The sequence below is a fragment of the Streptomyces spinosus genome, from assembly GCF_020400655.1.
GTDB lineage: Bacteria > Actinomycetota > Actinomycetes > Streptomycetales > Streptomycetaceae > Streptomyces > Streptomyces argyrophylli.
The window spans coordinates 12,757-29,163 of record NZ_JAINRC010000030.1 but is presented as its reverse complement, the minus strand read 5'-3'; the positions used below and the strand labels follow the sequence as shown (position 1 = coordinate 29,163).

Genomic DNA, 16,407 nt, shown 5'->3' with positions numbered 1-16,407 from the left:
CGGGAGACCTTCGGAAGGCGAAGTTGCGTGAATTCCCTAGAAGTTGGGGTCGTGCGTGCACTCCCTGGCTCGACGTTCTCTGGGGAATTCCCTGGAATGCCGCTCGTGGACCGGTGCCGTCTTGACCGTGCCGAGTGCGGTGGCGCACCGTGATGTGCCGTAGAACCGGGGCCAGGGTGCGTGTTCGCCAGGCCCCCGGCGTGCGGCCTGCCTTTTCCGCTTGGTGGACCGGCCCGGCGCGTACCCACACGCGAGGGCGGCACGAAGCGGTGGCCGCACCACTCCGATCCGGTCGTGCCGTCGCCGGCCGGGACATTACGGCTTGCCACGTGAGGGTTGTGCTATGTCACTCCAGCAGGACGAGCGGCGTCCGCTGTCCGGGGCCCAGGAGGGTCTCTGGTACGCCGGGCGGCTCGCGTCGGACAGCGCCGCGTACAACACCGGTGAGGCGGTGGAGATCCACGGGCCGCTCGACGCGGGCTTGTTCGAGACCGCGCTGCGCCGCACGGTCGCCGAGGCGGACACCTTCGCCCTGCGTTTCGTCGACACCGAGGACGGCCCCCGCTGCCGGCGCGCCGCGGACCCCGACGACTGGCCCCTGCACCACGTCGACGTCCGTGACGCCGAGGACCCCTCGACGGCCGCCTGGGACTGGATCCGCGCGGACCTGGCGACCCCGGTCGACCTGGAGAAGGGCCCGCTGTTCTCGCACGCCCTGCTGACGCTGGCGCCCGACCGGTACATCTGGCTGCTGAGGGCCCACCACATCCTGCTCGACGGCTACAGCTACAAGCTCCTGGGACGGCGCCTGGCCGAGACCTACAACGCGCTCGCCGCGGGCCGTGAGCCGGGCGCCGCCACCTTCGCACCGGTGAACCGGCTCCAGGAGGAAGAGGCGGCCTACCGCGCCGGCGAACGCCACACCCGTGACCGCGCTCATTGGGCCGAACGCCTGGCAGGGCTGCCCGAACCCGCGCGGCTCACCTCGCGCACGGCGCCCCCCACCGCTCCGTTCCTGCGCAGCACCGCCGAGCTGACGCCGCCGCAGGTGCGGGCTCTGGACCAGGCGGCCTCCCGGCTCGGGGTCGCCCGCACCGACCTGCTGGCCGCCGCCACCGCCGTGTACCTGCACCGCATGACCGGCAGCCAGGACCTGGTGCTGGGCCTGGCCACGATGAGCCGTCTGGGCAGCGCCGCACTGCGCACCCCGGGCACCGCCTCCGACGTCCTGCCCCTGCGGGTGGCCGCCGCCCCGGAAACGCCGCTCGCCCAGTTCGCCCGGAGTGTCGCCGAGGAGCTGCGCACCCTGCGCCGCCACCAGGCCTACCGGGGTGAGTACCTGCGCCGCGACCTGGGGCTGCTGGGCACCGGCCGCCGGCTGTACGGACCGGTGCTGAACATCGTCCCGTTCGACGAGTCACCCGTCTTCGACGGCCACCCCACCACCTGGCACCATCTGTCCGGCGGAGCGGTGGAGGACCTGCAGATCTCGGTGCGGCCCGGCGCCGAGGCGGGCGGCCTGTGGCTGGCCTTCGACGCCAACCCCGCCCTGTACGAGGACGACGAACTCGCCCTGCACCGCGAGCGGTTCCTCACCGTCCTGCGCCGGCTGACCGAGGCGGCGCCGGCGACCGCGCTGGGGGAGCTGGACGTCCTGCTGCCGGGCGAGCACCCCCGCGACACGCCCGTCCGCACGTATCCGGTCGAGCGCACCCTCACGCAGCTGTTCGAGGAGCAGGCGGCCGCCGTCCCCGGGCGGACCGCCGTGACCTGCGGCGACCTGCACCTCACCTACGCAGGGCTCAACGCCGAGGCCAACCGGCTGGCCCGGCTGCTGACCGAGCGCGGCGCGGGTCCGGGCCGGGTGGTGGCCCTGGCCCTGGAGCGCGGGGTACGGCTGCTGCCCGCTCTGCTCGCCGTCCTCAAGACCGGTGCCGCCTACCTTCCCCTGGATCCCGGGCACCCGGCCGAGCGGCTGCGGCTGGTCGTCGAGGACGCGGCCCCGGTCGCCCTGGTCACCGAGCGCGCCCACGCCCACCTCGCCGGCGCGTCGGTCCCCGCGGTGCTCCTGGACGACCCGCGGGTGACGGCGGACCTCGCCGACCGCCCCGCCGGCGACCTGACCGACGCCGACCGGCACGGGCCGACGAGCCCCGCCGACATCGCGTACATCATCCACACCTCCGGCTCCACCGGCCGCCCCAAGGGGGTTCCGGTGCCGCACGCCAACGTCGTGCGCCTGTTCGCCGCCGCCGCGGAGCACTTCGCCTTTGGTCCCGACGACGTCTGGACGCTGTTCCACTCCTACGCCTTCGACTTCTCCGTCTGGGAGATGTGGGGCGCCCTGCTGCACGGCGGCAGGGTCGTCGTCGTCCCCTACGCCGTCAGCCGCTCCCCCCGCGACTTCCTGGAGCTGCTGCACCGCGAGGGCGTGACCGTCCTCAGCCAGACACCGTCCGCGTTCGAGCAGCTGATCGACGCCGACCTCGAACGCGGCGGCGACAGCGGGGCGCTGCGCCACGTCGTGTTCGGCGGCGAGGCCCTGCGTCCGGCGCGGCTGCGCCCCTGGGCCGACCGGCACGGCCTGGACCGCCCGGCGCTCGTGAACATGTACGGCATCACCGAGACCACCGTGCACGTCACCCACCACCGCCTCACCCGGGCGGACCTGGACGACCCACGCCGTGGCAGCGTCATCGGCCGGCCCTTGTCCGACCTGCGCGTCCACCTCCTCGACGCCGAGGGGCGCCCGGTGCCGCCCGGGGCGAGCGGCGAGATGTACGTCTCCGGCGCCGGGGTGGCCGCCGGGTACCTGCACCGGCCCGAGCTGACCGCCGAGCGCTTCCTCGACGACCCGTTCGGCCCGCCCGGCGCCCGGATGTACCGCTCCGGCGACCTGGCGCGGCGCCGCCCGGACGGCACCCTCGACTACCTCGGCCGTGCCGACGCCCAGGTGCAGATCCGGGGTTTCCGCGTCGAGCCGGGCGAGATCGAGGCCGTCCTCGCCACCCACCCCGGGGTGGCCCGGGCCGCGGTGATCAGCCGCCGCGCCGGCAACGGCGCCCAGCAGCTCGTCGCCTACGTCCTCACCGCGGGCGGCACGCCCGCCGAGCCGGCCGAGCTGCGCGCCCACGCCGCCGCCCGCCTGCCCGAGCACATGGTCCCGGCCGCCTGCGTCACCGTCGACGCCCTGCCGCTGACCGCCAACGGCAAGCTCGACGTGCGGGCGCTGCCCGAACCGGACTTCACCGCCGCCGCCTCCGGCACCCGCCCCGCGACCCCGCACCAGGCCCTGATGTGCGCCCTGTTCGAGGACGTGCTGAAGCTGCCCCGCGACACCGTGGGCACCGACGTGAACTTCTTCGACCTCGGCGGTGACTCGCTGCTCGCCACCCGCCTGCTGGCCCGTCTGCGGCACGACACCGGCGCGGAGATCCCCATCACCGCCCTGTTCGAGACACCGACCCCGGCTGCCCTCGCCGCCCGGCTGGCCGCCCACTCCGTCGACGCCCTGCCGCGGCCGGTCCTGGGCGCCGCCGTCCGTCCCGACCGCGTGCCGCTGTCCTTCGCGCAGGAGCGCATGTGGTTCCTCGACCGCCTCGACGAGCAGGCCGCCACGTACAACATCCCGCTCGTGGTGAGGCCGCCCGCCGGTCTCGACGCCGACGCCCTGGAGGCCGCGCTCGGCGATCTGGCCGACCGCCACGAGAGTCTGCGGACGGTGTTCGCCGTGCACGACGGGGCTCCCCACCAGCGCGTCCTGGCGCCCGGCGCGCTGCGGCCGCCTCTGCGCCGTATCGACTGCCCGGCCGCGGAGAGCGCCGCCCACGTCCGCGCGGCCATGCGCCACCGCTTCGACCTGAGCGCGGAAGGCCCGCTGGCCGCCTGGCTGCTGGGCCCGGCGGACGACCGTACGCTGCTGCTCCTGCTGCACCACAGCGCGGCCGACGGCTGGTCCCTGCGGCCCTTCGCCGAGGACCTGAGCGCCGCCTACGCGGCCCGCCGTGCCGGCCGCGCACCCGACTGGGATCCGCTGCCGGTGCAGTACGCCGACTACGCCCTGTGGCAGCGCGCCCTGCTCGCGCCCGCCCCGGACGGCACGGGCCGGCTGGAGCGGCTGACCGCCCACTGGCGCACGGCCCTGGCCGGCCTGCCCGAAGAGTGCAGCCTGCCCGGCGACCGGCCGCGCCCCGAGGTGCCGCGCGGCACCGGCGCGCACGTGGAGACGGTCGTGGACGCCGCCCTCCACCGTGACCTGCTGGCCTTGGCCGACCGCGAGGGCGCCAGCCTGTTCATGGTGCTGCACGCCGCCGTCAGCTCCCTGCTCACCCGCTGCGGCGCGGGTGAGGACGTCGTCCTGGGCACCCCGGTCGCGGGCCGCACCGAGCCTGCTCTGGACCACCTGATCGGGCTGATCACCAACACCGTGGTCCTGCGCGCCGACACCTCCGGCGACCCCGCCTTCCGCGATCTGCTCGCCCGGCTGCGCACCGCCGACCTGGCCGCCCTGGACCACCAGGACCTGCCCTTCGACCGGCTGGTGGACGAGCTCAACCCGCCCCGCCGCGCCGGCCGGCACCCGCTGTTCCAGGTGATGCTGGCCCTGCAGAACAACGAACCGGCCCTCCTCGAACTGGACGGGCAGCGGGCCCGGTTGCGGCCGACCGCGAACGGCACCGCCAAGTTCGACCTCTTCGTCGACGTCCTGGAACGGCACACCGGCGAAGGCGCCCCCGACGGCCTCGCCCTGCACATCGAGTACGCCACCGATCTGTACGACGCGTCCACCGCCGAGGCGTTCGCCCGCGCCCTGCACGACGTCCTGCGCGCGGTGAGCGCCGATCCCGGTGTGCGCGTGGGGCAGTTGGCCGCGGTACCCGAGCGCGCCCCCGCGCCGCCGGCGGTCGCGGTCACGGAGGTGGAGGCGGCGGCGCTGTCCGTGCCCGGCATCCGTGACGCCCGGGCCCTGCCGGCCCCCGACGGCCGGGTGCCGCGCCTGTTCGTGGTGCCGGGACGCGCGGACGCGGTGGAACGCGTCGAGGAGGTCCTGCGGCGCGCGGGCCGCGACGGCGTCCGCGTCACGGCCGTCAACGCCCTGCCCTTCGGTGAGGACGGCACGCTGGACACCGACGCGCTCCGGGCCCTGCCCGCCGTCGACCGCGCCTCGGCCGCCGCCTGGCAGGACCGCCTGACCCGCCTGCCCGGGGTGACCGCCGCCGAGGTGACGACGGAGGACGTCCCCGAGGAACTGGGCCGACGCCACGCCGGTCTGCCCGATCGCACCGCGACCGCGGCCTGCGCGGACGGCACCGCCGGCACGGGAGCGTCGTCCGCCGTGCCGGCGCTCAGCGAGGGGCCCGCGCTCGCCGAGCCGTCCGTCTCCGACTGGGCGCAGGCCCTGCGCCGCGCCGCCGAGCTGGGACAGGGCGACATCGTCCACGTCCACGCCGACGGCAGCGAGCACCGGCGCAGTTACGCCTCCCTCATCCCCGAGGCCTCCCGGGTCCTGGCCGGACTGCGCGAGGCCGGACTGCGCCCCGGCGACCAGGTCATCCTCCAGTGCGACGCCACCGAGGACTTCCTGGCCGTGCTGTGGGGCTGCATCCTGGGCGGCTTCGTCGCCGTCCCGCTGACCGTGCCCGCTTCCTACGGCACGCCTTCGGCGGCGCTGACCAAGCTGGAGGGCATCTGGCGGATGCTCGGCCGGCCCTGGATCGTGTGCTCCGCCGACCGTGAGACGGGCCTGCGCGAGCTGGCCGCCCGGCAGAACTGGCCCGGGCTGCGGCTGACCACGGCCGAGGAGCTGCGCGAGGCGGCCGAGGACCGCGACTGGTACCCTGCCCGGCCCGACGACCTCATCCTGATGCTGATGACGTCCGGCAGCACCGGTCTGCCCAAGGCGGTGCGGCTCACCCACCGCAACGTGCTGACCCGCTCGGCCGCCACCGAGCAGATGAACGGGCTCGGCGCCGCGGACGTCTCCTTGAACTGGATCCCGCTCGACCACGTCACCGGCGTGGTGATGTTCCACCTGCGGGACGTGTACCTGGGCTGCCGCCAGATCCACGCACCCACCTCCTGGATCCTCCAGGACCCGCTGCGCTGGATGGACCTCGCCGACCGCCACCGCGTCACCGTCACCTGGGCGCCCAACTTCGCCTTCGGCCTGCTAGCCGAGCAGGCCGACCGCTTCGCCGACCGCACCTGGGACCTGTCGCCGATGCGTCTGGTGATGAACGCCGGCGAGGTCGTCGTGGCCGCAGCGGCCCGCCGCTTCCTGCACACGCTCAAGCCCTTCCGCCTGCCACAGGACGTGATGCACCCCGGCTGGGGCATGTCCGAGACCTGCTCGGTGGTCACGGACGCCGTGCTGCCCGGCGAACCCGGCCCCGGCGAGGGCACGTTCGTCAGCTGCGGCCGCCCCTACCCCGGCTTCGCCATGCGCGTCGTCGACGACGCCGGGACGGTGCTCGCCGAGGGCGACGCCGGCCGCCTCCAGGTGCGCGGCACCTCCGTGACCGGCGGCTACCACGACAACCCGGCTGCGAACGCCGAGGCGTTCACCGAGGACGGCTGGTTCGACACCGGCGACCTGGCGTTCCTGCGCGAGGGCGAGCTGTACATCACCGGCCGCGCCAAGGACGTCATCATCGTCAACGGTGTCAACCACTACAGCCACGAGATCGAGGCCTGCGTCGAGGAACTGCCGCACGTGGTGCGCAGTTTCACCGCCGCGGTCGCGGTGCGCTCCGACCCCTCGGCGACCACCGACGAACTGGCCCTGTTCCTCCACCTCTCCCCCGAGGCCGCGGCGGGCGACACGGCCGCCGCGCTGCGGGAGATCGCGGGCAAGGTGACGCGGGAGATCGGCGTCAGCCCCGCCTTCCTCGTCCCCGTCCCCCAGGACGCGATCCCCAAGACGGAGATCGGCAAGATCCAGCGCACCAGGCTGCGCAAGAGCTTCGAGGCCGGCGCCTTCGACGAGGAGGTGCGCGCCGCCCAGCTCGTGCTGGGTACCGCCGCCACCGTGCCCGACTGGTTCCTGCGCCCGGTGTGGCAGCGCGCGCGGCCCGGCACACTCCGCGAGACGGCACCCGGCCGGCACACCCTCGTCCTGACGGGCGGCGACCCGGACGTCCAGCGGCTCGCCGGGCGGGTCGCGGACGCGCTGCGCTCCGCCGGCGGGCGGTGCACCCTGGCCACCGACGCGGCCTCGTACGCCCGGCTCGACGCCGCACGCTACCGGCTGCGGACCGGCGAGGAGAGCGACCTCACCACCCTGCTGGAGCAGTTGGAACGCGACCAGCGGCCGGTCGACGCCGTCCTGCACCTCGGCGGCCTGGCCCCCGGGGACGACACAGGCACGCCACCGTACGAGGACACCGGCGCCCTGTCCCTGCTCGCCCTCGCGCGTGCCCTCGCCGCCCGGCCCGAGCGGCGGCAGCCCGTCGACCTGGTGTATGTGACGGCGGGCGCCCAGGGCGTGCGCGCCGAGGACCGGCCCCGCCCGGAACGGGCCATGGCGGGCGCCCTGCTGAAGTCCCTCGGCGAGGAGCTGGGCCGGCTGCGCGCCACCCACCTCGACCTCCCGCCGGACGACGGCGAGGACCGGCTGCCGCTGCTGCTGGCCGAGGCGGGAGCGGCCGCCGAGGGCGCGGAGGTGGCCTACCGCGGCGGGCACCGCTACGTACGCCGGCTCGCCCCGCTGCCCGACACGCCGGCGCCCGTCCGGCAGCGGCCCGGCGACGGCTTCACACTCCTCACCGGCGGACTGGGCGGTGTCGGCGGCGAGGTCGCGGCCCACCTGCTGCGCGCGCCCGGCACCCGCCTGCTGATCCTGGGCCGCACCCCCGAGGACGCACTGGCCACCGGGGCGGGCGCACCGGAGCGCGGCGAGCTGCTGCGGCGGCTGAGCGAGCTGGGCGAGGTCCGCTACGCGTGCGCCGACGTCACCGACGAGCGGCAGGTGCGCGCCGCGGTGGACGCGGCCGCCCAGGCGTGGGGCGTTGAGCTGACCTCGGTGCTGCATCTGGCCGGAGCGCTCGTCGAACGCCCGGTCGGCGAGCTGGACGGCGAGACCTGGCGGCAGGCGCTGGCGGCGAAGGCGCAGGGCGCGTGGACGCTGCACAGGCTGACCGCCGACCACCCGGTCGCCTCCTTCGTCACCTTCTCCTCGGTGAACGGGTACTTCGGCGGTGCCATGAACGCCGCCTACGCCGCCGCCAACGCCTACCTCGACGCCCTCGCCCTGCACCGCCGCCGCCTCGGGCTGCCCGCGCAGTCCCTGGCCTGGAGCATGTGGCGGGAGCGGGGCGTGAGCCGCGGCTACCGGCTCGCCGCGCTCACCGAGGCCCGCGGCTACCGGCTGCTGGACGTGCCCGCCGCGCTGCGCTCCTTCGATCTCGCCCGTGCGCTGGACGAGCCGCACCTGCTCATCGGCGCCGACCGCACCGCCCCGTGGGTGCGCAGTCACGTGGCGGCACCCGCCCGCCAGGTTCGCCGGCCGGTCGCGCGCGTGGGCCTCTCGGACGGCACCGACCTCGGCGCCCTGTACCGTGCGGCCGCCGACGCCGCCCTCGCCGCGGGCCTGGGTGACGACTGGGTGCTGCGCTCGGCCGGTGCCACCGGGCGCCGGGAGGCGGGCGGTCCGGGCGAGGACGTGCGGCAGCTGGAGGGCAGGCTCGCCGAGGTGTGGTGCGGCGTGCTGGGCCGCGACCGGGTGGGACGGGACGAGAACTTCTTCGACCTGGGCGGCAACTCGCTGTTGCTGGTCACCGCCCAGAGCGCGGTCAACAGCGCCTTCGGCACCGATCTGACGGTCGTGGACCTGTTCGCCCACCCCACCGTGCGCGACCTGGCCCGCCACCTGGCGGCCCGCACCGGCCCCGCCGTCGCCGAGCCGTCACCGGAGCCGGGAACAGACGCCGGCCGGGCAGCCGGCCCCGGCGCGGCACGGCCCGCCGAACCGGCGCCCAGCGGCCTGGACCGCGCCAAGGAACAAGCACAACGGCAGCGTGCGGCACGTGCCCGCCGCACCGCACGGCACGGAAAGGACCGCGGCCATGCATGACACCCCCGCAGCGCACGACGAGGACGTCCCCGCCGTCGCCGTGATCGGCATGGCGGGCCGCTTCCCCGGGGCCGACGACCTGGACGCCTTCTGGGAGAACCTGGCGGCCGGCCGGGAGTCGGTGCGCCCGGTCGGCGACGAGGAGTTCCTCGCCGCGGGCGGCGATCCGCGCGACCTCGACGACCCCTCGCTGGTGCGCATGGCGTCCGTCGTGGAGGGCATGGACCGCTTCGACTCCGGCTTCTTCGGCTACAGCCCCGCCGAGGCGGCCGTCGTCGATCCGCAGCAGCGGCTGCTGCTGGAGACGGCCTACCACGCCCTGGAGGACGCCGGCTGTCTGGGCGAGGGACGTACGAACGGGGCGTTCGGTGTGTACGCGGGCAGCGGCGACAGCCGCTATTACCCCGCCCACGTCCATCCCCGCTTCGCCGGGCAGCCCGGTTCGGTCGCCCTCGTGCACGCGGCCACCGCCAACTCCCTGGGCACGCTCGCCACCCGCGTCTCCTACGAACTGGGCCTGACCGGCCCGAGCGTGTCGCTGCAGACGGCCTGCTCCACCGCGCTGGTCGCCGTGCACACCGCCTGCCAGGACCTGCTGGACCACCGCTGCGACACCGCGCTGGCGGCCGCGGTCTCCCTCAACCCCTCCGCCGCCCTGGGCTACCGGCACGTGCCCGACGGGCCCTTCTCCCCCGACGGCCACTGCCGCGCGTTCGCCGCCGACGCCGCCGGCACCTCCTCCGGCGACGGCGTGGGTGCCGTCGTCCTCAAGCGCCTGGAGGACGCACTCGCCGACGGCGACCGCGTCCGCGCCGTCATCCGCGGCAGCGCCGTCAACAACGACGGGCGCCGCAAGGTCGGCTTCAGCGCGCCCAGCGCCGCCGGGCAGACCGAGGTCATCCTCGCGGCCCAGGCCGAGGCGATGGTCGACGCGGACACCATCGGCCTGGTCGAGGCGCACGGCACCGCCACCAAGCTCGGCGATCCGATCGAGGTGGCGGCGCTCACCGAGGCCTTCCGGCACAGCACCGACCAGCGGGGCTTCTGCGCCCTGGGGTCGGTGAAGACCAACATCGGCCACCTGGGAGCGGCGGCCGGCATCGCCGGGCTCATCAAGGCCGTGCTGGCCCTGGAGCACCGGCAGATCCCGCCGAGCCTGCACTTCGACCGGCCCAACCCGCTCATCGACTTCGACTCCAGCCCCTTCCGGGTGCCCACGTCCCTGGAGGACTGGCCCGAGCGCGGCCACCCGCGCCGCGCCGCCGTCTCCGCCTTCGGCATCGGCGGCACCAACGCCCACGTCATCCTGGAGGAGGCCCCGCCGGCCGCCCCCGCCGCGTCCCGCCCGGCCGAAGACGGCCGCCGCCTGGTGCTGCCGGTCTCCGCACGCACCGCCGGCGCGCTGCGCGGCCAGGCCGACGCCCTGGCCCGGCACCTGGAGCGCCGTCCCGGCCTGCGTCTGGACGACGTCGCGTACTCCCTGCGCGCCGAGCGGCCCGCGCTGCGCCACCGCCTCACCGTCACGGCGGCCTCCCGCGAGGAGGCCGTGGCGGCCCTGCGCACCGCCGCGCCCGTCACCCCGCCGGTGGGCGACGACCCGGCCCGGGTGGCGTTCCTGCTGCCGGGCGGCGGCACCCAGTACGCGGGCATGGGGGCGGAGCTCTACCGCGAGCACGCCGTCTACCGCGACACCGTCGACGAGTGCGCGCGCATCCTGCGGCCCGTCCTCGGCGGCGATCTGCGCGGCACGCTGGTCGAACGCCGGCCGGCCGACGACACCGACGCCCTCCTGGGCCTGGTGGTGACCGAGTACGCGCTGGCCCGCACGCTGATGGAGGCAGGCGTGCGCCCGGACGCCCTCATCGGCCACTCCCTGGGCGAGTACACGGCGGCCTGCCTGGCCGGGGTGATCGACCTGGAGGAGATGCTGCCGCTGGTCACCGAACGGATCCGGCTGATCAGCTCCGCGGGCGGCGCCACGACCGGCGTCGCCGCGCCGGCGGAGGAGGTCCTGCCGCTGCTCGACGAGCAGTTGTCCCTGACCGCGGTCAACGGCCCCACCGCGTGCACCGTCGCCGGGCACCTCGACGCCGTCGAACGCTTCGAGGCCGGCCTCGCCCGCCGGGGGACGCCCTTCCGCCGCCTGCGCATTCCCGTCGCGGCCCACTCCCACGTCCTGGATCCCGTGCTGCCTGCCTTCGCGAACCACCTGCGGCAGGTCACGCTGCGTCCGCCGCGCATCCCCTACGTCACCAACGTCACCGGCGCCTGGATCACCGACGCGCAGGCCACCTCCGTACAGCACTGGCTCGACCACACCCGGCGCACCGTGCGCTTCGCCGACGGCATCGCCGCCCTGTGGGAGCGCCTGCACCCCGTCCTGGTGGAGATCGGCCCCGGGGACACGCTGACCAAGCTGGCCGGCAGCCGGCTCGCCGGCGAGACACCGGTGACGGTGACCACCATGCGGCACGCCAAGGCCCAGGCGGCCGACTCCTTCGTCCTGGCCGAGGCCCTGGGCCGGCTGTGGTGCGCGGGCGTGGACGCCGCCCTTCCACCGGTGCCGGGCACCGCCCGCGCGGTGCCGCTGCCGCCGTACGCCTTCGAACGCCACCGCCACTGGATCGACGCCCCCGGCGTCCGCAGGGACGCCCCGGCGCCCGACGGCCCGGCCGCTGCGCCGGCCGCCAGTGCCCTCGCCCCGCGTCCCCGGCTGACGACGGAGCACGTGCCGCCGCGCTCCGCGCGCGAGGAGGCGGTCACCCGGGTGTGGGAGGAGACGCTCGGCATCGGCGGCATCGGCGTGCACGACAACTTCTTCGACCTGGGCGGCGACTCGATGCGCGCCGTGCTGCTGGCCGGCCGCTTGCGCCAGACGGGCGTCCTCGACGTCCCCGCCGCGAAGCTGATGGCCGCTCCCACGGTCGCCGGCCTGCTCACCGAGGAACCGGCGGGCACGGCGCCGAACGCCGCCCCCGCCACCGCGCTGGGCCCGCTGCTGCCCCTGCGCACGGAGGGCACCGCCACCCCGCTGTTCTGCCTCCACCCCGGGGCGGGCGTGTCCTGGCGCTACACGGGCCTGCTGCCCCACCTGGGCGGCGACCAGCCCGTCTACGGCGTCCAGGCCCTGGGGCTGGACGGCACCCGGCCGCCCGCGACCGACGCCGCCGCCATGGTCGGCGCCTACCTCGACCTGGTGCGCGGGGTACAGCCGCACGGTCCCTACCGGCTGCTGGGCTGGTCCTACGGAGGGTTTGTCGCACACGCCATGGCCTGCGCCCTCCAGGAGGCCGGTGAACGGGTCGAACTCCTCGCCATGCTCGACGCGCCCCAGCCCCACGGCACCACCTACGACCCCGAGACGGCCGAACGACAGGTCGCCGCCCTGCTGTCGCGGGTCGCCGGCCTGCCCCTGGCGCCCGGGGCCGCGCCGGAGGTGGAGTCGGTCCTGGACCGCATCGAAGCCGCCCTGGCCGCCGATCCGGCCGGTTCCCCCGTCACGCGCGCGGAGGCCGCCGCCATCGCCGCCGTCATGCGCAACAACCTGCGCATCGCACCGCAGTTCGCCCCTGGTCGCTTCCGCGGTGACGTGCTGTTCTTCAGCGCGGCCCAGGAACCGGCCACGGAGTTCTCCGGCGACCTCGCGGTGCAGCCCGGCAAGGCCGACGGCTGGCGCCCGTACGTCGACGGCACCCTTCACGACCACCAAGTGCCGTGCGGTCACTACGAGATGACCGAGCCGGAGCCGATCGCCCGCATCGGCGAAACGGTCGCCAAGGCCCTGCGCGCCCCGAGGTACCGAGTCGACGGCCGCACGAGCTCGTGACCGGCACCGGCCCGCCGCCCGCGCGCCCCTCCGCCCGCCTGAGTCCGCCGGCGCCTCCCGCACCGACGTGGTGGACGTCCCACCCGTCGGCGCGGGCAGGTCGCGGTGGAGGTGGGGGCGACGCGCGTCGACCACCACCCGTCCGGGCGGCGCCGGATGGCCGAGGGGGGGCACGCGGTCGGCCACGGGGCCGGCTGCCGGACACCTGGGACGAGGGGGCCACGAGTCGGTGGGTGAGCGGCGCCCGCGCCGTCGCCGGCGCGTCCGGGACGTACTCGGCGAGCCCCGCGTCCCGCGCGTCGGGCCGGAGCGCCGGGGCCGCGACACCGTGCCCGTGTCCCCGTACCTGTTCGACAGCGGGGGCCGGGTCGTCAGCCGCGGCGGGACCACGGGCTACGACGGCGACGTGGGCCGCGCTCTGTGTGGACGCGGCACGGCTGCCTTCGTGCCCTCGCCCTCCAGGAAATCGGCCCGGCCCACCGCCCTCGCCCTCCAGGGCATCGGCCCGGCCCACCGGCTGGGCGGAGGCGAGCGCGCACGATCACGGGCGCGCGTCGACGAGGCTGCCGGGAGGCGGTCCTTGTCGGTCGGACGGTCGGACGGTCGGACGGTCGGACGGTCGGCGAGCCGGGCCGGCAGGGGACACGTGTGCGCGGGTGATCCGCTCCGGCGGGCGGCGGGTGTCCCCGTGGCGGACGTTTCCCGGGCGCGAGCGGTCCCGGCGGCCCCTAATCGGCCGCGTCGCCCATGCCGTCGGCCGGTGCGGGCGCGGCGTCGGCCCAGCCCACCACGTAACTGAACACGCCCGCGCCGACGGGCAGCGCGCGCACCCGCACCGTGTACGCGGGATCCGCGCGCAGACCGATCCACAGCTCCTCGCCCTCCGGCCTGGCCCGCAGGTCCCGCAGCGTCCTCATCGACGGGGCCGTGGCCTGCCCCACCGCGGGGTACAGCGCCTTCCACGCCGCCTCCTTGGCCGAGAACAGGGCCGTCAGCGGCCAGGGCGTGTCCTCCGGTCCGGCAGCGGTGTCCACCAGCCGTTCCTCGTCCGCGCGCAGCACCAGCCGTGTCGCGCCGGCCGGCAGCGGCCGCAGCTCCAGGTCGCAGCCGAGCGGAGCGTTCTGCCCCGGCGCACGGGCCACGGCGACGGCGATCCCGGCACTGTGCGAGATCGACGCCGCCCGTCCGGGCGGGAACACCGGCAGGCGACCCGCGCGGGGAATCTCGCCGCAGTCCGCGCCCACCGCGCGCAGGGCGCGGCGGGCGGCCTGCCGCCCGGCCAGGAACTCCCGGCGGCGGCGTGGCGCCATCGACGCCGCCGCGGACGCCTCCGCCGGGCCGCCCGGCCCCAACCGCGGCTCACCGACATGGGCGAGTCCGAGGCCCAGCCCGGCGGCGGCCGGCAGGGGGCGCAGCCGGGCCAGGGCGGCGAAGGCCGCGGGCAGGCGCCCGGCGTCGGCGGCGCAGGCCCCGGGCCGCCGGCCGTGAAGGGAGCCGGACGCCGCGGCGGGAACGCCGGGGGCCGTACGGCCGTAAGACCCCGGCCCGCCGAGGTCCGCGCCCCGGCCCCGGGCGGACCCGCCGGGGCCGGTCAAGGGGCCGCGCTCCGCGCACCGCCGCCCACCGTCAGCCCCGCAGCAACTTCTTGATGATCTTCCCGGCGGGGTTGCGCGGCACCTGCTCGATGAGTTCCACGTACCGCGGGCGTTTGTAGGGCGCGAGCAGCCGGGCGACGTGGCCCAGCAGCTCGGCCGGGCTCACGTCCGCGCCCGGCTCCGGGACGACGTAGGCCAGCGGCACCTCGCCGTAGTCCTCGTCGGGCGTGCCGACGACCGCCGCGTCGTGGACGGCCGGGTGGGTCATCAGGGCACGTTCGATCTCCGACGGGTAGACGTTCTGGCCCGCGCGGATGATGACGTCCTTGGTCCGGTCCACCAGGCTGATGCGGCCCTCGTCGTCGACGAAACCGAGGTCGCCCGTCCTGATCCAGCCGTCGAGGGTGATCTCGCGGGTGGCCCGCGGGTCGTTCCAGTAGCCCTGCATGACGCCGGGCCCGCGCACCACGATCTCGCCGATCTCGCCGCGCGGTACCTCCCGTCCGTCCCGGTCGACGGCGCGGGCCGACATGCCCGGCACGACCCGCCCGCAGGGGATGCGGGCGGTGACGTCCCCGGGAGCGGGGTGCTCGTCGGGGCCGAGGGTGACGAAGGGGCCGCCGACCTCGGTCATGCCGTACACCTGCCGGAAGCCGCAGCCCAGCCGCTCCACCGCCTCGGCGTACACGTCCAGCGGCATGGGCGCGGCGCCGTAGAGGATCTCCCGCAGCGAGGAGAGATCGGTGCGCTGCGCGGCCTTGGCCTGGAGCATGAACCGCAGCATCTGCGGGACCAACCACATGTGTGTGGCGTGGTGGCGTTCCACCGCGGTCAGCGCCCGCTGCGGGGTGAAGCCGGGCATCAGCACGACGGTGGCGCCGGCCGCCATGTACGTGAGCGAGACGACCATGCTGCCGTGGTACAGCGGGCAGCAGTTGACCATGACGATGTCGTCGCCGGGCCGGGCCATGACCAGCCAGCCCAGGGCGATCGCCCGGAACGAGCCGCTGTCGACGGTGACGCCCTTGGCCTGTCCTGTGGTCGCCGAGGTGTGCAGTACGGCGACCGGGTCGGTGTCGGCGACCTGCGGCAGCTCCCGCTCGGGCGCCAGGGTGCCCAGCGCCGCGAAGGCGGGCTTGTCCAGCGCCATCCGGACGCGCACCGACTCCGGCAGCCGGGTGTGGCGGTCCAGCAGGTCCGACTCGCCGAGCACCGCCACCGCGCCGACGCGCTCGACGATGCCGGCGACCTCGGGCTCGGCCAGGCTGTGGTTCAGCGGGACGAACAGCGCGCCCAGACGCGCGAGCGCGAAGTAGCTCTCCAGGACCTCGATGCGGTCCTTGGACAGCACGGCCACCCGGTCACCGCGCCCGATGCCCAGCTCCGCGAGGCCGTGGGCGAGTTCGGCCGTGCGGTCGTGGAACTCCGCCCAGGTGACGCTGCGTTGCTCGTCCACCAGCGCGGTCCGGTCGGGGAAGCACTGCCGGTTGCGCTCCAGCAGCTGCGTCAGCCACATCACGCACCGCCGGCGGCACCGGCGGCGGAGCGCTCGGCCACGAACCGCTCGTAGTCGGCGATCGTGTGCAGCTTCTCCATGTCCTCCGCCGTGATCTCCACACCGAGGCGCTGCTCGACGAGCAGCACCAGACGCACCAGGTCACCGGAGTCGATGCCGCTGGCGGCGAGGTCGACGTCGTCGCCGACCGCGTCCGCGTACTCGGCGGTGCCGGTGAGTTCGACCAGCAACTCCCTGATGGTGCTCATGGGTTCCCCTTTCGCCGCGGCATGCCGGCCGCCGTCGTGCGGACTGGACTGTCACCCCCTCAAGAGGCGGTCGCGGCCGCCCGCACTCCCCGGGGCGCCCGTGAGCTTTGTCACGCGTCGAGTCGCGGGCGGCAGGGATAGCGGGGCCGCCC

At 75.7% G+C, this 16,407-nt stretch carries 5 protein-coding genes; 2 read left to right on the top strand and 3 right to left on the bottom strand.

From position 1 onward, the window contains the following. Positions 1–343: 343 nt before the first annotated feature. Positions 344–9,070: a non-ribosomal peptide synthetase gene (locus LG395_RS38015; RefSeq protein WP_225813702.1), complete on the top strand. Its 8,727-nt coding sequence runs from the start codon at positions 344–346 to the stop codon at positions 9,068–9,070. After that, positions 9,063–12,896, top strand: coding sequence for a type I polyketide synthase (locus LG395_RS38010; RefSeq protein WP_225813701.1), 3,834 nt, complete (start codon positions 9,063–9,065; stop codon positions 12,894–12,896). The genes LG395_RS38015 and LG395_RS38010 overlap by 8 nt, the downstream gene beginning before the upstream one ends. A 728-nt stretch (positions 12,897–13,624) precedes the next feature. Here the strand turns inward: LG395_RS38010 and LG395_RS38005 are convergent. Genes LG395_RS38005 through LG395_RS37995 form a run of 3 tightly spaced genes read right to left on the bottom strand, consistent with a single transcriptional unit; the run spans position 13,625 to position 16,255 of the window. Next, a complete protein-coding gene (locus LG395_RS38005) occupies positions 13,625–14,491 on the bottom strand; it encodes a 4'-phosphopantetheinyl transferase superfamily protein (protein ID WP_225813700.1) in 867 nt (288 codons plus the stop codon). A 31-nt stretch (positions 14,492–14,522) separates the two neighbouring features. Next, positions 14,523–16,007 (bottom strand): class I adenylate-forming enzyme family protein, encoded by a 1,485-nt coding sequence (locus LG395_RS38000; RefSeq protein ID WP_225813698.1) that lies wholly within the window; start codon positions 16,005–16,007, stop codon positions 14,523–14,525. Further along, a complete protein-coding gene (locus LG395_RS37995) occupies positions 16,007–16,255 on the bottom strand; it encodes an acyl carrier protein (protein WP_014669884.1) in 249 nt (82 codons plus the stop codon). The genes LG395_RS38000 and LG395_RS37995 overlap by 1 nt, the downstream gene beginning before the upstream one ends. Positions 16,256–16,407 lie beyond the last annotated feature (152 nt).